Consider the following 19,084-nt stretch of genomic DNA (forward strand, 5'->3'; position numbering starts at 1 on the left):
CGCTCGGCCAAGTCATACGGTCGGGCGACGGATGCCGGCCACCGGACCTCGTGTGGGGCTAGGCCATAGATACATCAGTAAGAAAGAAGACAATGGCAACAGAACTGAAGGGACCGGGGTTCCACTTCGACGTGCACACCGACCTGCGCGCCGACCAGAAGGCGGAAGTGCTCATCGAGGCGCTCCCGTGGCTCGAGGAGTTCGCCGGCAAGCGCATCGTCATCAAATACGGCGGCAACGCGATGATCGACGACCATCTGAAGCAATGCTTCGCCGAGGATATGGTCTTCCTGCGGCAGGTCGGCCTGCACCCGGTCGTGGTGCACGGCGGCGGCCCGCAGATCTCGCAGATGCTCAAGGCGCTCGGCATCAAGTCCGAGTTCAAGGGCGGCCTGCGCGTCACCACGCCCGAGGCGATGGACGTGGTGCGCATGGTCCTCACCGGCAAGGTGTCGCGTGAACTGGTCGGCCTGATCAACGCGCACGGCCCGCTCGCCGTCGGCCTGTCCGGCGAGGACGGCGGCCTGTTCTCCGCCATGCAGCGCAAGCCCGTCATCGACGGCAAGCCCACCGACATCGGCCTCGTCGGCGACGTCGTGAGCGTCGACGCGTCCGCCGTCGAGGACCTGATCGCCGCCGGACGCATCCCGGTCGTCTCGTCCGTCGCGCCGAACGAGGACGACGCGACCGAAGTGCTCAACGTGAACGCCGACTCGGCAGCCGCCGCACTCGCCGCCGCGCTGGGCGCCAGCAAGCTCGTCATTCTGACCGACGTGGACGGCCTGTACGCCGACTGGCCCGACCGCAACTCGCTGATCGGCCGCATCGGCGTGGAGAACCTGCGCGACATGCTGCCCGACCTCGAGTCCGGCATGCGACCGAAGATGGAGGCGTGCGTGCGCGCCATCGACGGCGGGGTGCCGAAGGCCCACATCATCGATGGCCGCAAGCCGCATTCGATCCTGAACGAGATTTTCACCAGCGCCGGCATCGGCACCATGGTCGTGCCCGAGGACGGCGTCGAAATGAGGAGTTCGTATGGTTACTGAGCACACGGAAACGCTGGGGTCCAAAGACTCCAAATGGCTGGGGGAGTACTCCCAGGTGCACATGAACGTGTTCGGCACGCCGTTGCGCGTGCTCGACCACGGCCAGGGCACGCACATCTGGGACGTCGACGGCAACGAATACCTCGACTTCCTCGCCGGCATCGCCGTCAACTCGATCGGCTACGCGCACCCCAAGTGGGTCAAGGCCGTCTCCGAGCAGGCCGCGAAGGTCGCGCACACCAGCAACTACTTCGCCACCGAGCCGCAGATCAAGCTCGCCGCCAAGCTCGTCGAACTCGCCGGCGCGCCGGAAGGCTCGCACGTCTACTTCGGCAACTCGGGCGCGGAAGGCAACGAGGCGGCCATCAAGCTCGCCAAGCTGTACGGGCGCACCCTGCCCGGCGCCCTGCCCGACATGGGCGGCAAGCCGGCGCGCATCATCGCGCTCACCCACGGCTTCCACGGCCGCACGCTCGGCGCGCTGTCCGCCACCTGGAAGCCCGCCATCCGCACCCCGTTCGAGCCGCTCGTGCCCGGCATCGAATTCGTCGAGGCCGGCAACCCGATGGCCCTGTACGAGGCGTTCTCGCAGACCGGCAAGGGCCATTACGGCAAAGGCCCGGTCGCCGCGGTCATCATGGAGCTCATCCAGGGCGAGGCCGGCGTGCGCCCGCTCGGCGCGGACTACGTCAAGAAGATCCGCCAGATGTGCGACATCAACCACGCGCTGCTCATCATCGACGAGGTGCAGACCGGCATGGGCCGCACCGGCAAGTGGTTCGCATTCCAGCGCGAGGACCTCTCCGGCGGCGTCACCCCCGACATGGTCACCTTCGCCAAGGGCGTGGCCGGCGGCTTCCCGATGGGCGGCATGATCGCCTTCGGCTCCAAGCTCTCCGCGCTGTTCACCCCCGGCTCTCACGGCTCCACCTTCGCCGGCAACCCGCTCGGCGCGGCCGCGGGCCTGGCCACCATCGGCGTGATCGAGGACGAGCACCTCGTCGCCAACGCCGAGGAGCGTGGCAGGCAGCTGCGCGAGGGCATCATGGCCACCGGCAACCCGCTGTTCGCCTCCACGCGCGGCCGTGGCCTGCTCGACGCGGCCCAGCTGAGCCACCCGTGCGCCCACGCCGCGATGAACTGGGCGCTCGAACACGGCCTGATCGTCAACGCGGTCGCGCCGGACGCGCTGCGCTTCGCCCCGCCGCTCAACGTCACCGAACAGGACATCGACCAGGCGCTCGCGATCCTCGCGCGCATCCCCGACGATCTGCCCAACGACTGACGGTACACGCGTCGGCAATCGCATCAACCGCAACAATCGAACACGTAACCCACGTAACAAGGAGTACCAATGACCGGTCAGCTTCGTCACATGCTGCGCGACGACGATCTCAACCACGAGGAGCAGAAGCAGGTCCTCGAACTCGGCATGAAGTTCCGCGAGAACCGCTTCTACAAGCAGCCGTTCGCCGGCCCGCAGGCCGTCGCCGTGCTGTTCGACAAGCCCAGCACCCGCACCCGCTCCAGCTTCTCCATCGGCGTCGCCGAACTCGGCGGCTATCCGCTCGTCATCGACAAGTCCGGCTCCCAGCTCGGCCGCGGCGAGCCGGTCGCCGACACCGCCCGCGTGCTCACCCGCATGGCGTACGGCATCGTCTGGCGCACCTTCGGCCAGGACCGCGTCGAGGAGATGGCCAAGTACGCCACCTGCCCGGTCGTCAACGCCCTGACCGACGACTTCCACCCCTGCCAGGTGCTCGCCGACTTCCTGACCATCGCCCAGTTCCGCGGCGGCGTGGACGCGCTCGCCGGCAAGACCATCGCCTACGTGGGCGACGCGGCCAACAACATGGCCAACTCGTACCTGCTGGCCGGTGCCGTCGCCGGCATGCACGTGCGCGTGGCCGGCCCGTACGGCTACCTGCCGCGCAAGGACATCGTCGCCGACGCCGAGCGCATCGCCGCCGAGAACGGCGGTTCGATCCTCGTGACCACCGACCCGCGCGAGGCCGTGGCCGACGCCGACTGCATCTTCACCGACACGTGGGTCTCGATGGGAGAGGAGGCCGAGTACGCGATCCGTTCCAAGCCGTTCTGGGACTATCAGGTCAACGACGAGCTCATGGCGCTCGCCAAGCCGGACGCGTTGTTCCAGCACTGCCTGCCCGCCTACCGCGGCAAGGAGGTCACCGAATCGGTGATCGACGGACCGCAGTCCGTGGTGTGGGACGAGGCCGAGAACCGCCTGCACGCGCAGAAGGCGCTCCTGACCTGGCTCGTCGGCCAGCAGCGCGGCGACGAGAGCCTGCTCGCCTGACGCTATGACTGATTCCAATACGCCGTTGCAGCGGCCCACGACGAGGGCCGCGCGGTTGAGCGTGATCGAGGAGATCCTGCTCAACCACATCATCACGTCGCAGTCGCAGCTCTCCGGCATTCTCTCCGACGAGGGGATCGACGTGACGCAGGCCACGCTCAGCCGCGATCTCGACGAGATCAACGCGATGAAGACGCGGCTCGCGGACGGCACCATCGCCTACACGGTGGGCGACCATAGCGTGCACCAGGCCGCCGGCGTCGGCGAAAAGGCCGAGCAGCAGATGGCCAAAGTGCTCGGCGGACTGGTCACGTCGGTCGCGTCCGCGCGGAACATCATCGTCGTGCACACGCCATCCGGCGCCGCGCAGTACGTGGCCAGCGTGATCGACAAGCAGCCGATCGACGGCGTGCTCGGCACGATCGCCGGCGACGACACGGTGATGGCGATCTGCAGCGACGACGACACCGCGTCCGCGCGCGCGAAGTGGCTGCTGTCGATCGCGTCCAAGAACTGAGACCCCGACGCGCCGGTATTGCATAAATATACAGACTTGTGCATATACTTGCGTCAGCTGACTTTACAGAAAGGCAATCATGAGCGATAACAAGCGCATCGTACTCGCGTACTCCGGCGGTCTGGACACGTCCGTCGCCATCTCCTACCTCAAGGAACGCACCGGCAAGGACGTCGTGGCCGTCTCCCTCGACGTCGGCCAGGGCGGCGAAAGCCTCGAGACCATCAAGCAGCGCGCCCTCGCCTGCGGCGCCGTCGAATCCTACGTGGTCGACGCGCGCGACGAGTTCGCCGACGAGTACTGCATGATGGCCCTCAAGGCCAACGCGCTGTACGAAGGCGTTTACCCGCTGGTCTCCGCCATCTCCCGTCCGCTCATCTCCAAGCACCTCGTGCGCGCCGCCCACCAGTTCGGCGCCGACACGATCTCGCACGGCTGCACCGGCAAGGGCAATGACCAGGTGCGCTTCGAGGTGTCCATCGCCTCCATCGACCCGACGCTCAAGGCCATCAGCCCGATCCGCGACCTGTCCCTGACCCGCGACGTTGAGATCGCGTTCGCCAAGGAGCACAAGCTGCCGATCACCCAGACCGAGAAGAGCCCGTACTCCATCGACCAGAACGTGTGGGGCCGCGCCATCGAGACCGGCTTCCTCGAGGACCCGTGGAACGCGCCGACCAAGGACTGCTACTCCTACACCGACGACCCGGCGTTCCCGCCGGTCGAGGACGAGGTGACCATCGAGTTCAAGCAGGGCATCCCGGTCAAGATCGACGGCCGCGACGTCACCCCGCTGCAGGCCATCGAGGAGATGAACCGCCGCGCCGGCGCACAGGGCATCGGCCGCATCGACCTGATCGAGGACCGTCTGGTCGGCATCAAGTCCCGCGAGCTGTACGAGGCCCCGGGCGCCATCGCGCTCATCACCGCGCATCAGGAGCTCGAGAACTGCTGCCTCGAACGTGAGCAGCACCGCATCAAGCGCGACATCGACAAGCGCTGGGCCGAGCTGGTCTACGACGCGCAGTGGTTCTCCCCGGCCGTCCGCTCGCTCAACGCGTTCATCGAGGAGACCCAGAAGTACGTCTCCGGCGAGATCCGCATGACCCTGCACGGCGGCCGCGCCGTCGTCACCGGACGTCGCTCCGACTCCTCGCTGTACGACTACAAGCTCGCCACCTACGATTCCGGCGACACGTTCGACCAGAAGTCCTCCAACGGCTTCATCGACATCTACGGCCTGCCGAGCCGCGTGGCCGCCGCCCGCGACGTGCGCTTCGGCAACGGCATCGAAGTGCCGGAGAACGCCGTCGAGTGACGTCGATCCCATCGGGACGATAACGCCTGCCAAAGGCTCCCCTTCGCGAAGGGGAGCCTTTGCGCGTCTTATGGCAGGCAGAGACGCCCGCATGAATGGTTACGGACACTGATAGGCTTTCTATGGTTTACGAGCATGAGAAGCCAACAAGCACAAGGAGTATACGCATGGCTGACAGCGCCGAGCAGAACACCGAGCATCTCGCCCTGTGGGGCGGCCGTTTCACCTCCGGCCCGTCGCCGGAACTCGCCCGTCTGAGCAAGTCCACCCAGTTCGACTGGAGGCTCGCCGACGACGACATCGCCGGCTCGCGCGCCCACGCACGCGCCCTCGGCCGCGCCGGCCTGCTCACCGCCGACGAGCTCAACCGCATGGAGAACGCGCTCGACGAACTGCAGCGCCGCGTCGACTCCGGCGCGTTCGCCCCGATCGAGGACGACGAGGACGAGGCCACCGCGCTCGAACGCGGCCTGCTCGCCATCGCCGGCGACGAACTCGGCGGCAAGCTCCGCGCCGGCCGCTCCCGCAACGACCAGATCGCCTGCCTGATCCGCATGTGGCTGCGCCGCCACAGCCGCGTCATCGCCAAGCTGCTGCTGCAGCTCGCCTCCGCGCTCATCGAACAGTCCGTCGCCGCCGGCCGCACCGTCATGCCCGGCCGCACGCATATGCAGCACGCCCAGCCCGTCCTGCTCGCGCACCAGCTCATGGCCCACGTCTGGCCGATCCTGCGCGACGTGCAGCGCCTCGCCGACTGGGACAAGCGCATCGACGCCAGCCCGTACGGCTCCGGCGCGCTCGCCGGCAACACGCTCGGCCTCGAACCGGTCGCGGTCGCCCGCGAACTCGGCTTCTCGAACGTGACCGCCAACTCGATCGACGGCACCGCCTCGCGCGACCTCGTCGCCGAATTCGCGTTCATCGCCGCCATGACCGGCGTCGACATCTCCCGACTTTCCGAAGAGATCATCATCTGGAACACGCAGGAATTCGCGTTCGTCAAGCTCGACGACGCGTATTCGACCGGCTCGTCGATCATGCCGCAGAAGAAGAACCCGGACATCGCCGAGCTCGCGCGCGGCAAGTCCGGCCGCCTCATCGGCGACCTGACCGGCCTGCTCGCCACGCTCAAGGGCCTGCCCACCGCATACGCCCGCGATCTGCAGGAGGACAAGGAGGCCGTGTTCGACCAGGTCGACACGCTTGAGGTGCTCCTGCCCGCGTTCACCGGCATGGTCGCCACCATGCGGTTCGACCACGACCGTCTCGAAGCGGAGGCTCCGACCGGCTTCGCACTCGCCACCGACATCGCCGAATGGCTCGTCAAGAACGGCGTGCCGTTCCGTCACGCGCACGAACTGTCCGGCGCGTGCGTCAAGCTCGCCGAAGGCCGCGGCCAGGAGCTGTGGGATCTGACCGACGAGGACTTCGTCGACGTGTTCAAGGACTTCCTGCCGGCCGAGCTCGCGCCGAAGGTGCGCGAGGTGCTCTCCACCGAAGGCTCCGTTTCCGCCCGCAACGGCAAGGGCGGCACGTCGCCGCTGCGTGTGCGCGAGCAGATCGTCGCCGCGAAGACGTCGATCGAAACGCTGCGCGCGTTCGCGAACTCCGTGTCGGACGGTCCGGCGTACAAGTCGCCGGAGGCGCTGCTGCAGAAGTAGGATCGAGGGGTAGACACTGGTCCGTTGTCGGGATTGACGGCGAGAAGGGTGTGACTACCCCTCAGCCACTTCGTGACAGCTCATTCTGCAATTATGGACGTGCTGCGCACGCGTTGTGTTGGCTCGACTGTCGTCTCGCACGGTGCCTACAAACAGCTCTGCTGTTTGCTTCACGGCACCGTCCTGGCAAGGGGAGCCGAGAAAAAGTATCCGCGACGAACGATGGGGATGATCGTATGACGATGAACGACGAACAGCTGGAACGCTACGCCCGGCACCTGATCCTCAACGGAGTCGGCGCGAAAGGCCAGAAGCGGCTGCTGGCCGCCAGCGTGCTCATCATCGGCGCGGGCGGCCTCGGCTCGCCGGTCGCGCTGTACCTCGCCGCCGCCGGCGTCGGCCGCATCGGACTCGCGGACGGCGACGTGGTCGATCTGAGCAACCTGCAGCGTCAGATCATCCACGCCACCGTCCGCGTCGGCACCCCCAAGGTAGCGTCGGCCGCCGCGGCCATCCGCGCGCTCAACCCCGACGTCACCGTCGATGAGCACGACGGGCTCGTCGATGCCGGCAACATCGCCGCGCTCATCGAACCGTACGATCTCGTCATCGACGCCACCGACAACTTCGCCACGAAGTTCCTCATCAACGACGCGTGCGTGCTTGCCGGCAAGCCGTTCATCCACGCCGGCGTCGTCGGATTCGCCGGACAGCTCATGGACGTGGTGCCGGGCGAAGGCCCGTGCTACCGCTGCATCTTCGAGGAGATGCCACCGGCCGGCGAGGTGCCGACCTGCAAGGAGGCGGGCGTGCTCGGCGCGGTCGTCGGCGTGATCGGCAGCCTCGAGGCCACCGAGGCGGTCAAGCTCATCGTCGGCGTGGGGGAGCCGCTCATCGGCCGCATGCTCACCGTCGACGCGCTCACCATGAACGTGCGCCGCGTGCCGTTGCCGGAGCGCGTGCCCGACTGCGCGGTGTGCGGCGACCATCCGACCATCACGTCGCTCGATCCGGCACGGTACGTCCAGCCGGCGTGCGCGATCTGAAACGCGGCCGTTCGCCCGTCATGTGCGTCGGCTGACGTAATGTGATGGGTGTGACATCCTTCTCGGCTTTCCGGCAGCGCCTCTGACAGGGGGAGTCGAAAAGGGATGCATCAGTCTTGAGACAGTTGAAGGGGGAACCGATATGGCCATCGCACTGCATGGGGGACTCGGCGGCGACGATACGGACGACTACCGGCACATCACGCCGGCTGAATTCGCCGCGCTCGACCACGATACGGTCACGTTGCTGGACCTGCGAGAGCCGGACGAGGTGCTCGTGCATCCGGTGCGGGACGCGATCAACATTCCGTTCGAGACCATCGGCCAGAGGCTCGGATCGGTGCCGGCCGGCAAGCCGGTCGTCGTGTTCTGCCGCGTGGGCGACTGGAGCGAGCAGGTATGCGAGATCCTCGCCGACCGCGGCTACGATGCGATCAATCTGGACGGCGGATTCGCCGCGTTGCGTGACGCTGGATACGCGGACGATGAGGCCGCCGATAATGCCGACGATGCGGCCGCGGCGTCGACCTTAACCGCTGCGTCAGTCGAGACGGACACGACGACCGTAGCCACCGCAACGGATGACGCCGCTGCGCCATCGTCGCGCCCCGCTGCAGCTCCCAAGACGCTGCACGTCGATGCGAAAGGCCTTAAATGCCCCGGGCCGATCGTGGCCGTCGCTGACGCGCTGCGCCCCGAACCGGCCGGCACCAGGCTCACCGTCGAGGCCACCGAGGATGCGTTCTGCTCCGACATCGCCGTATGGGCCGAACGCACCGGCAACACGCTGCTCAGCCTGACGCGCGACAACGGGGACGGCATCATCCACGCCGAACTCGAGAAGGGCGCGGCCGCCGCCGCATCGTCCTCGTCCGCCACGCCCGCCGCAACGGCCGTCGCGATGCAACCCGGCGGCGACACGCTGCACGACAAGACGTTCGTCGTCTTCAGCGGCGACCTCGACAAGACCATCGCCGTGTTCATCATGGCCAACGGCGCGGCCGCGATGGGCCGCAAGGTCACCGTCTTCTTCACGTTCTGGGGACTCAACATCCTGCGCAAGCCCAAGCGCGTGCGCGTGACCAAGAACCTCGTCGAGCGCATGTTCGGCTTCATGATGCCGCGCGGCACCAAACAACTGGGTCTGAGCCGCATGAACATGGGCGGCATCGGCGCGAAGATGATCCGCTGGATCATGAAGTCGAAGAACGTCGCCTCGCTCGAGGAGCTCATGAGGCAGGCCACCGACCACGGCGTGCGGCTCGTCGCCTGCCAGATGTCGATGGACATCATGGGCATCCGCAAGGAGGAGCTCATCGACGGCATCGAACTCGGCGGCGTGAGCACGTTCCTCGGCGCAGGCGAAACCAGCGACATGAGCCTGTTCGTCTGAACTCGTCCGGCCTGAACTCGTCCGGCCGTCGATCATCCCGCCGAACGACGCCGACGGTTAGCCGGGTGTCATACAATCGTGCCCGATGAGACGGGCCGGCGGGACACGCAGCCCGGAACACGAGCGAACATCGGACGGCAGGAGACAAGCGGTGCTGACACGCAACCAGATACGCGCATTGGTCAACGAGCACGGGCACGACATCATCGAACACGAGCACATGCACATCGAACGCGGCTGCTACCAGCACGGCTGCATCACCACGTTCGCGCACTCCATCCGCGTCGCCTGCCTTGCCGTATGGTTCGCCGACCGGCTGCGCCTGTGGGACCGCGTCGACCTGCGCTCGCTGATCCGCGCCGCGCTGCTGCACGACTACTTCCTGTACGACTGGCATGACTGGGACGACGGCGACCACCGCCTGCACGGCTTCACGCACGGACGCACCGCCCTGCGCAACGCGCTGCGCGACTTCCGGCTCAACGCGATCGAACGCGACTCGATCGCCCACCACATGTTCCCGATGACGCCCACGCCGCCCAGCTACATCGAAGGCTATCTGGTCACCGTGGCCGACAAGGTGAGCGCCACACGCGAGACGATCAGCCTCAAACGGTTCAACCGGCCGGCGTTGGCGCACGGCGCCGAACATGCGGGGAAGTGAGCCATGACGCTGCTGCACCTCGAATACGTCTTCCTCTGGTTCCTGTTCTACAGCTTCTGCGGCTGGGTGTATGAGTCGATCCTCGTCTCCGTCAAGGAACGCCGCCCCGTCAACCGCGGGTTCCTCAACGGCCCGCTGTGCCCGATCTACGGCACCGGCGCGGTGCTCGGCGTCGAACTGCTGGGCGGCATCCGCAATCCGGCGGTGCTGTTCGCCGTCTCCTCGCTGGGCGCGTGCGCGCTCGAATACGTCACGTCGTGGGCCATGGAGAAGCTGTTCCACGCGCGATGGTGGGACTACTCGCATTTCCGGTTCAATCTCAACGGCCGCATCTGCCTGCTGGGCGCGATCGTGTTCGGCATCGGCGGCGTGGCGATCGTCGACGGCGTGCAGCCGTGGGTCGCGCACGTCACCGGCATGATCCCGCTGCCGGTGATCCACTGGGTGAGCTTCGTGTGCCTGGTGCTGATCGTCGTCGATACGATCGTGACCGTGGCCGGCATCGTCAACTTCGAGCAGAGCCTCGACCAGCTGTCCGCGATCGTCGCCAAGTACGGCGACGCGATGCGCGAGAGAGTCGGCGACGCGGTCGACGCGGTCGGCGGCGCGTCCGGCAGGGTCGGCGGCCTGGTCGGAGACAAGGTGAACGACATGGTCGGCGGCGCGATGAACGGGCCGTTGCAGTCCGGCCGCGAGATGTCGGCCGAGTTCATGCTCAAGATCCGGGAGACCGCGGATTCCGTGTTCAACCGCCAGCAGCGGCGCATGATCGCCTCGTTCCCGCGTCTGCGCACCGAACGCAACAACGAGGCGCTCCAGCAGCTGCGCGACGCCTTCGACAGGATGTACCGCGGCCGCAAGGGCTGACGTTCCGTCCGAGGGGGCGTAGCACGCCGGCCGTCGGCCGCTGTCGGCCTGTTCTGCGAGACTGATAGGCGCATAAAACCCACAATTTGATAGGGAGACACCACAGTTATGGCTCACGTCATCGATTTCAAGGAGGCCGGATTCGACTCCGTCCTCGATGAACTGGAATGGCGCGGGTTGATCTCGCAGTCCACCGACCGCGATCAGCTCGCCGAAGCGCTGAACGGGGAGCCGATCACCTATTATTGCGGGTTCGATCCGACCGCCGCGTCCCTGCACATCGGCAACCTCGTCCAGCTCATCAACATGCGCCACCTGCAGATGGCCGGGCATCACCCGATCGCGCTGGTCGGCGGCGCCACCGGCCTGATCGGCGACCCGCGCCAGTCGGGCGAGCGCACGCTCAACCCGAAGGACGTCGTGGCCGGCTGGGCCGAGCGTCTCAAGAACCAGATCGGCGGCATCCTCGAAACCGAGGGCGACAACCCGGTGCGCTTCGTCTCCAACTACGACTGGACCGCGCAGATGTCCGTCATCGACTTCCTGCGCGACGTCGGCAAGAACTTCCGCCTCGGCACCATGCTCGCCAAGGACACGGTCGCCCGCCGCCTCAATTCGGAGGACGGCATCTCCTTCACCGAGTTCAGCTACCAGGTGCTGCAGGGCAACGACTTCCTGCACCTGTACGACGAGTACGGCTGCACGCTGGAGATCGGCGGCTCCGACCAGTGGGGCAACCTCACCAGCGGCATGGACCTGATCCGCAAGGTTCGCGGCACGAGCGTGAACGTGTTCACCAGCCCGATCATCACCGACGCGAGCGGCAAGAAGTTTGGCAAGTCCGAAGGCAACGCCGTCTGGCTCGACGGCACCATGCTCAGCCCCTACAAGTTCTACCAGTTCTGGTTCAACCGCCCCGACGTGGAGATGGAAAGCCTGCTCAAGGCGTTCACCTTCCTGCCGAAGGCCGAGATCGAACGTCTGGTGGAGGAGTCGAAGACCAATCCGGGCGCCCGCGAGGCGCAGCGCACGCTCGCATGGGAGGTCACGAGCTTCGTGCACGGCGAGGCCGCCACGCAGGCCGCGATCGACGCGTCGGCCGCGCTGTTCGGCCGCGGTGGCGACCTGGGCACGATCGACGAGGACACGCTCGAGGCCGCGATCGACGGGCTCAAGGTCGAAGGCGAGAACGGCGAGAAGGCGTTCGCGGCCGTGGCCGCGGGCGACCGCGTGGTCGAGGCCGGCGTGAAGGCCGGACTGTTCAAGTCGATCTCCGAAGCCCGTCGCGCGGTCAAGTCCGGCGGCGTGTACCTCAACAACAACCGTGTGGAGGACGAGGAGCAGACGCTTGGCGAGGCCGACTTCCTGCACGGCCGTTTCGCGCTGATCCGCCGCGGCAAGAAGGCCCTCGGCGCCGCCGAACGGCACTGAATCACAGTTTTGTAGTGGGGGCAACCCCCTGTAGTGCCTTTCTCGGCTCCCCTTGACGGCCCATCCGGCGAGGGGAGCCGAGAAGGTTTGGATATTAAGGACATCAATGGCAGAAGAACAGGGCCGCTCGGGCGGCAAATCCTACGGCAATCGCAAGTCCTACGGCTCCGGACGTCCCGGCGGCCGCGGCGGCAACGGCGGCGGCCGTTCCTTCGGCGGCTCGCGTGGCGGCTTCAACAAGGGCGGCAAGTCGGGCGGCTTCCATAAGGACGGCTACCGCAAGGACGGCGGCTTCCGTCGCGACCGCGAGGGCGACGGCGAGCAGCGCGACTTCCACCGCGACGGCGAACGCCGCGATTTCAAGCGCAACGACGGCGAGCGCGGCGGGTTCCGCGGCGGCAAGTCGGGCGGCTTCCACAAGGGCGGTTTCCGCAAGGACGGCGAGCGCGGCGGCTACCGCGGCAACGGCGGCTTCCGTCGCGATGACGACCGCAAGGACTTCCGTCGTGACGGGGAGCGCCGCGACGGTGATCGTCGTGATTTCAAGCGCAACGATGGCGAGCGTGGCGGTTTCCGTCGTGATGATCGTCGTGACGGCGACCGTCGCGACTTCCGCCGCAACGGCGACCGTCGTGGCTTCCGTCGTGACGACCGGCGTCAGGACGGCGACAATCCGCGCTACCAGCGTGACGGCGAGCGTCGTCCGTTCCGCCGTGACGGCGAGGACCGCCGCGACTTCCACAAGGACTTCCATAAGGAAGGCGATCGCCGCGGCGGTTTCCGTCGCGACGGTGATCGTCGTGATTTCAAGCGCAACGATGGCGAGCGTGGCGGTTTCCGTCGTGATGATCGTCGTGACGGCGATCGCAACGATCGCAGGGACTTCCGTCGTGACGATCGCCGCGATTTCCATCGTGACGGCGATCGCAACGATCGCCGCGACTTCCGCGGCGAGCAGTCCCGTCCGCAGGGCGAGGGCGAGCAGCAGCGCGAGTTCACCACCGAGGAGAAGCGCGAGTACCGCGAGACCAAGCGCCGCGAGTACATGGAGCGCGGCCCCCGCCGCAACTCCGACGGCACGATGAGCTTCCCGTCGCAGAACCCGTACACCGCGCGCCGCCCCGACGAGCCGAAGATGCCGAAGGGCATGGAGTGGTCGATGCTCTCGACCGACGAGCGCGAACGTCTGCGCGGCCTGTCCAAGGAGCACGCCGAGAACATCGGCCTGCACATCCTCGCCGCCTACGCGCTCGAGGAGTCCGATCCGAAGAACGCGCTCGAGCACGCCAAGTGGGTGGCCCGTCAGGCCTCCCGCATCGACTTCGCGCGCGAGACCCTCGCGTTCGTGGCCTACCGTCAGGGCGACTACAAGCTCGCCCTCAAGGAGTTCCGCACCGCCTACCGCATGAACGGCTTCCTCGACTACCTGCCGTTCATCGCCGACTGCGAGCGCGGCACCGGCAACCCGAAGAAGGCCGTCGAACTGGCCACGTCCGACGAGGGCCGCCAGCTGCGCGGCGAGGCGAAGGTCGAGATGTTCCTCGTGTACGCGGGCGCACTCGCGGATCTGAACCAGATGGACAAGGCCATTGAGATCGTGCACACGATCGGCCGTTCCAAGGGCCTGCCGGGCGAGTACCGCATGCGCGCCATCCAGGCCGAACAGTACTTCCTCGAGGAGGCCGGCCGCGGCGAGGAGGCGGCCGATCTCGATCCGCTGCTCGACAAGCTGGAACTCCAGTACGCCGACGAGGACGTCGATCCGGACGACATCGTGATCGACCATGATCTCGAACGCTTCAGCGACGACGAGCTCGACATGCTCGGCATCAGCGAGGACGACGCGCAGTACGCGCCGGCCGACGATGACGAGGACGATGCCGACGAGGATGATGCCGACGACGCCGAATCCGACGAGAACGGCGACGAGTCCGCGGATGCGGCCGCGGATGCCGACGACGCGGAGGCCGTGAAGGAGGTCGCCGGCATGGACGAGACCGCCGTCGAGTCCGACGACGAATCCGGCAAGTCCGATCCGGCCGCCGCGGCGGCGGACGACGAATCCGTGCTGCCGGCCGAGGAGGCCGAGGCCGGCTCCGACGCGACCGTCGAGCCCGAGACGGGCATCGACGATACGGCCGAAGCGGACGATGCGTCCGCCGACGCGGAGTGACACGGGCCATGCTCAAGTCCACGGACAAGCCGATCGCCGAAGCCTACCGGCTCGCGCTGCTCGACCTTGACGGCGTGGTCTACCGGGGCAAGAACCCGGTCGAACACGCCGCCGCATCGATCCGCGCGGCGGAACGGCTCGGCATGACGATCGAATACACGACCAACAACTCCTCGCGCTTCCAGCGCGTGGTCGCCGACCAGCTGCGCGGCTTCGACCTCGACGTCGAACCGCATCAGGTCATCACCTCTTCGGTGGTGGCCGCGCGCATGGTCGCCCGCCACGTGCCGGCCGGCGCCAAAGTGCTCGTGCTGGGCGCCGAGCATCTGCGCGAAGAGGTCGTCTCGCAGGGACTGACGCTCGCCGACGGGCCGGAGGACGATCCGGTCGCCGTCATCCAGGGCTGGTATCCGCAGATGACCTGGCAGGAGATGGCCAACGTGTCGTTCGCGGTGGAACGCGGGGCGATGTACCTGGTCACCAACCGCGACCTGACGATCCCGCGAGAGCTCGGCATCGCGCCCGGCTGCGGGTCGATGATCCAGGCCGTCATCAACGCGACCGGCGTCGAACCGGTCGCCTCGGCCGGCAAGCCCGAATCCGCCATGTACGACGAGGCGCGACTGCTCGCCGCCGGAGACGGCAACGAGCCCGTCGCCAAGGAGCTGTGCCTGGCGATCGGCGACCGGCTCGACACCGACATCGAAGCGGGCACGCGCGGAGGCTACGATGCGCTGGCCGTCCTGACCGGCGTCACCAACCCGCGCGAGCTCATGCTCGCGCCCGCGCACCTGCGCCCGACGTACATCGTCAAGGACCTGCGCGGACTGCTCGAGGTGCAGCCCGCGGTGACGCGCAACGGCGACGGCGTGTGGACCTGCGGCAACGCCAAGGCCACGCTCGACAAGACGGCCGGCACACTGACCGTCAGCGACGCGACAAGCCTCGACGCCCTGCGCGCGGCATGTGACGCCATGTGGGACTTCGCCGACAACGGCGGCGACCCGGAGGCGATCGCACTGCCGGAATTCGCGCTGTAACGCGGAGCCTGCAACGCAACTGACCGACGAGCCCCCTGAACGCAAGGGGGCTCGCGTCATCTTACAAGGAGTTTTTCTGCCATGACCGAATCGATCGCATCAACTGAGCCGTCTCGGCCGGAGCCGGCGCAGCCGTCGCCACAGTTCACGCAGCGCTTCCCCCAGCTGTCCGGTTTCGAACACATGGACGACGATCGGCGCATCGCCGCATTCCGCGACGTGCTCGACCAACTCACGCACGAACTCGACGAGGTCCGCTGACATGCAGCGACTCGACTCACTGCTCGTCGATCTCGGCCTCGTCGACAGCCGTTCCAAAGCCCAGCGGCTCATCAAGGCCGGCCGCGTCGTCGTCGACGGCAAACCGGCGACGAAACCGGCCATGAACGTGTCCGACGCATCCGCGATCAGCGTCGACAAAGGCGACGACTACGTCTCGCGCGGCGCATACAAGCTCGTCGGCGCGTTCGACCTGTTCCGCACCGGCGTCATCGGCGAACTGGCCGAACTGGCGCCCGGCGTGGACGGCGACGATCCGCGCGTCGGCCTGCCGTCGCCCGAAGGCATGCGCTGTCTCGACATCGGAGCCTCGACCGGCGGCTTCACGCAGGTACTGCTGCGACGCGGCGCCGCGCAGGTCATCGCGCTCGACGTCGGCCACGATCAGCTCGACGCGCGCGTCGCCGACGACTCGCGCGTCATCCGCATGGATGGCGTCAACATCCGCGACGTGACCGCCGACGGCCTGCCGTACCGGCCAGAGATGATCGTCTCCGACGTGTCGTTCATCTCGCTGACGTACGTGATCCCCGTCATCGCGACGCTGGCCGCGCCCGGCGCGCACATCGTGCTGCTCGTCAAGCCGCAGTTCGAGGTCGGGCGCGCGGGACTCGGCAAAAACGGCATCGTCGAGGATCCCGCATTGCGCGAACGTGCGCTGCATGACATCGTCGAATGTGCGGAACGGCACGGCCTGCACGTCATCGCGACAGCCGACTCGCCGATCGAGGGCACGCACGGCAACGCGGAGTACCTGCTGTACGCGCGGATGCCCGTGCAATACCATCGACCCGACGTTTCGTAACGATACGGACCGTCGAGGGACTGCCTGCCGTGCATGATGTCCGACCGTATGACTTGGCCGAGCGGCCCGGAGCGTGTCGGACATCATGCACGGCAGGCAGTCCCGGTCACCGCACTATCGGCCGGGTCGGCATAGGCTTGCTCAGCCCTGGATGAACTTGTCGATCTGGTCTTCTTTGCCCATGATGATGAGCTCGTCGTTGCGGTGCATGACGAGCTCCTTGGAGCCGTACTGGAACTCCTTGCCCGGCGATTTGATGCCGACCACGGTGATGCCGTAGCGCTCGTGCACCTTCGCGTCCTCGATGCTGTAGCCGACGACGTGCGGGGGAGTGTGGATCTTGACGACCGTGTGCGCGCCCTCGATCTCGATGTAGTCGAGATAGTTGCCGGACACGAGATGACCGACGCGCTTGCCCGCGTCCGTCTCCGCGTTGATGATGTGCCGCGCGCCGATGCGCTGCAGGATGCGCGCGTGCTCCTTCGACACCGACTTCGCCCAGATGTCCGAAATGCCGGCGTCCAGCAGGTTGCCGGTGGTGATGACCGACGCCTCGACGCTGTCGCCGATCGCCACGATCGCCGTGTTGAAGTCGGACGCGTTGAGCTGTTCGAGCGCGAGCACGTCCGTCATGTCGGCCTGCACGGTCGGAATCTGCGACGACCAGCGGTTGACGAGTTCGGCGTCGCGGTCGACGGCGAGCACGTCCTGGCCCATCGCGTCCAGCGTGGTCGCCACCGCGCTGCCGAAGCGGCCCAAGCCGACGACCAGAATGCTTCTGCCGTTGTTTGCCATGCTGTGCTCCTGTCTTGTCGTGTGATTCGTGCGATTCGTATGATTCCGCCGTCAGCCGACGACCAGCGGTTCGGTCGGGTAGCGCACCGCCTCGAGCGCGCGCGGCCGGCTGATCGAATACGCGATCGTCATCGGGCCGAGCCGGCCCACGATCATCGTGATCGCGAGGATCGTGAGCGCGGCCGGATTGTCCTCGCGCGCCACGCCCACCGAATAGCCGCCCAGTCCGAACGCCGAGCAGGCATCGAACAGCGCGTTCGTCAGCGTCGTGTCGGCCACGAGCATCAGCGCCATCGAGGCGGCCAGCACGAGCATCAGGCACGTCGTGGTGATGCTCACCGCGGTCATGGCCACGTTCGTGTGGATGCGCCGGCGGAACGCGTTGATGTCCTTGTGTCCGGTGAACGAGGCGCGGCATACGAGCAGGATCACCGCGAACGTGGTCACGCGGATGCCTCCGGCGGTGGACGTGCTGCCGCCGCCGATGAACATGACGCAGCTCATGAACACCTTGGTCGCCTCGCTCACCTGCGGCATCCACGACAGGTCGAACCCGGAGGAGCGGGGCATCACGGCGGCCACCACCGCATGCCTCAGGCGCGTCTCCACGTCCGCGTTCTTGAACAGGTACGGGTTGTCCCATTCGACCGCGAGGAACCATGCGAGCGAGGCGGCGACGATCAGGAACGTCATCGTCAGCGTGATCTTGGTGTGCAGGCTCCAACGCTTCGGCGGCACGTGCTTGCGTGCGCAGCGCATGAGGTTGAGCAGGACCGGGAAGCCGAGCGTGCCGCAGAACGCGGACGCCATGATCGGCATGCCCACGGCCCAGTTGTTGACGTGCAGGCCCGCGCCGTCCGGCGTGAAGCCCGCGTTGTTGTACGACATGACCGCGAAGAACAGCGCCTCCCACGCGGTCTTGCCCGCGTCGCCCTCGTTGACCGACCACAGGCCGGGGAACAGCGCGAGGAACGTGATGATCTCGATGACGAACGTGGTGGTGATGACCACGGTGAGCACGCCCTTGATCTCCGACAGTTTCGTCGTGCCCAGTTCGCTCGCGGTCAGCAGGCGCTGCGTGGCCTTCATGTGGTGGTTCACCGCAAGCGCGATCATCGATGCGAACGTCATCACGCCGAGGCCGCCCATCTGCACGGACACCAGCAGCACGGCCTGGCCGAACGTGGTCCAGTGGGTCGTCGAGTTGACGATGGAGATGCCGCAGGTCGACAGTGCCGAGACGGCGGTGAACATGGCGGTGGAGAACGTGGTCGTCTCGCCGGGCGGCGTGGACTGGGGGAGCATGAGCGCGCCCGCGGACAGGACGACGAGCGCCATGAAGTAGATGATGGTCAGGCGCCCCGGATGGGCGGTCATGTGCTGGCGGAACGTGTGCCGGTGGCCGCGGCGTTCCTCGGCGGCGGCCTTTTCGAACGTGTCGCCGGAGAACCACCAGGCGTAGCCGCGTGATGCCTCGCGGTTGGCGGAGGATTCGTCGAAGACCGGGTTCGCCATCGTGTTCGCGCCCTTTCCTTTCCGCGTCCTTCGCGTGCCGTGTTGTGCCGTGCTGTGCCGTTTGCAAACCGAACGACTATATCAGGCGCTATTGCTGTTTTCGTGGGTGTGGGTTCGTTGTTGAGTCGTTGAGGGAGTAAGAGAAAAGCGCTTTCTGGGTAGGATGTTTAACGACCAAGAAAAACAACAACCAAAAAGCGCCTGATGAACA

16 protein-coding genes and 1 pseudogene are annotated in these 19,084 nt (G+C 66.8%); 15 read left to right on the forward strand and 2 right to left on the reverse strand.

The genetic code is table 11. From position 1 onward, the window contains the following. Positions 1-92 precede the first annotated feature (92 nt). The 15 genes from argB to JS533_RS06150 all read left to right on the forward strand — a co-directional run bounded on the left by argB (position 93) and on the right by JS533_RS06150 (position 16,563). Positions 93-1,049: an acetylglutamate kinase gene (gene argB, locus JS533_RS06080; RefSeq protein WP_241513556.1), complete on the forward strand. Its 957-nt coding sequence runs from the start codon at positions 93-95 to the stop codon at positions 1,047-1,049. Then, positions 1,039-2,334, forward strand: a complete 1,296-nt coding sequence (locus tag JS533_RS06085; RefSeq protein WP_241513557.1) for an acetylornithine transaminase — start codon at positions 1,039-1,041, stop codon at positions 2,332-2,334. The genes argB and JS533_RS06085 overlap by 11 nt, the downstream gene beginning before the upstream one ends. Positions 2,335-2,403: 69 nt before the next feature. After that, positions 2,404-3,369, forward strand: coding sequence for an ornithine carbamoyltransferase (argF, locus tag JS533_RS06090; RefSeq protein ID WP_241513558.1), 966 nt, complete (start codon positions 2,404-2,406; stop codon positions 3,367-3,369). Positions 3,370-3,373: 4 nt separating this feature from the next. After that, positions 3,374-3,886, forward strand: a complete 513-nt coding sequence (locus JS533_RS06095) for an arginine repressor (protein WP_241513559.1) — start codon at positions 3,374-3,376, stop codon at positions 3,884-3,886. Positions 3,887-3,965: 79 nt separating this feature from the next. Continuing rightward, positions 3,966-5,204, forward strand: a complete 1,239-nt coding sequence (locus JS533_RS06100; protein ID WP_033493202.1) for an argininosuccinate synthase — start codon at positions 3,966-3,968, stop codon at positions 5,202-5,204. Positions 5,205-5,371: 167 nt separating this feature from the next. After that, complete coding sequence (gene argH / locus JS533_RS06105; RefSeq protein ID WP_241513560.1) at positions 5,372-6,865, forward strand: argininosuccinate lyase; 1,494 nt, start codon at positions 5,372-5,374, stop codon at positions 6,863-6,865. A 236-nt stretch (positions 6,866-7,101) separates the two neighbouring features. Beyond that, entirely contained in the window at positions 7,102-7,911 is an 810-nt protein-coding gene (locus JS533_RS06110) for a HesA/MoeB/ThiF family protein (RefSeq protein ID WP_241513561.1), read from the forward strand. A gap of 142 nt (positions 7,912-8,053) precedes the next feature. Beyond that, positions 8,054-9,304, forward strand: coding sequence for a DsrE/DsrF/DrsH-like family protein (locus JS533_RS06115; RefSeq protein WP_241513562.1), 1,251 nt, complete (start codon positions 8,054-8,056; stop codon positions 9,302-9,304). A 151-nt stretch (positions 9,305-9,455) separates the two neighbouring features. Beyond that, entirely contained in the window at positions 9,456-9,968 is a 513-nt protein-coding gene (locus tag JS533_RS06120; RefSeq protein ID WP_241513563.1) for an HD domain-containing protein, read from the forward strand. A gap of 3 nt (positions 9,969-9,971) precedes the next feature. After that, positions 9,972-10,835 (forward strand): putative ABC transporter permease, encoded by an 864-nt coding sequence (locus tag JS533_RS06125; protein ID WP_241513564.1) that lies wholly within the window; start codon positions 9,972-9,974, stop codon positions 10,833-10,835. Positions 10,836-10,943: 108 nt separating this feature from the next. After that, positions 10,944-12,266 (forward strand): tyrosine--tRNA ligase, encoded by a 1,323-nt coding sequence (gene tyrS, locus JS533_RS06130; protein ID WP_241513565.1) that lies wholly within the window; start codon positions 10,944-10,946, stop codon positions 12,264-12,266. Positions 12,267-12,372: 106 nt separating this feature from the next. Further along, a complete protein-coding gene (locus JS533_RS06135) occupies positions 12,373-14,439 on the forward strand; it encodes a helicase (RefSeq protein ID WP_241513566.1) in 2,067 nt (688 codons plus the stop codon). Positions 14,440-14,447: 8 nt separating this feature from the next. Further along, positions 14,448-15,479 (forward strand): HAD-IIA family hydrolase, encoded by a 1,032-nt coding sequence (locus JS533_RS06140; RefSeq protein WP_241513567.1) that lies wholly within the window; start codon positions 14,448-14,450, stop codon positions 15,477-15,479. Positions 15,480-15,560: 81 nt separating this feature from the next. Further along, positions 15,561-15,740, forward strand: coding sequence for a hypothetical protein (locus JS533_RS06145; RefSeq protein WP_241513568.1), 180 nt, complete (start codon positions 15,561-15,563; stop codon positions 15,738-15,740). Between the two features lies 1 nt (position 15,741). Next, entirely contained in the window at positions 15,742-16,563 is an 822-nt protein-coding gene (locus JS533_RS06150) for a TlyA family RNA methyltransferase (protein WP_241513569.1), read from the forward strand. 141 nt (positions 16,564-16,704) lie between these two features. Here JS533_RS06150 and JS533_RS06155 read toward each other — a convergent pair. Next, positions 16,705-17,373: pseudogene (locus JS533_RS06155) on the reverse strand (potassium channel family protein); the annotation flags it as partial. 36 nt (positions 17,374-17,409) lie between these two features. Then, positions 17,410-18,873 carry a TrkH family potassium uptake protein gene (locus tag JS533_RS06160; RefSeq protein ID WP_241513570.1) on the reverse strand — a complete coding sequence of 488 codons (1,464 nt, stop codon included), beginning with the start codon at positions 18,871-18,873 and terminating at the stop codon, positions 17,410-17,412. Positions 18,874-19,084: the final 211 nt, after the last annotated feature.

The sequence above is a fragment of the Bifidobacterium amazonense genome (genome assembly GCF_018555435.2).
Lineage (GTDB): Bacteria > Actinomycetota > Actinomycetes > Actinomycetales > Bifidobacteriaceae > Bifidobacterium > Bifidobacterium amazonense.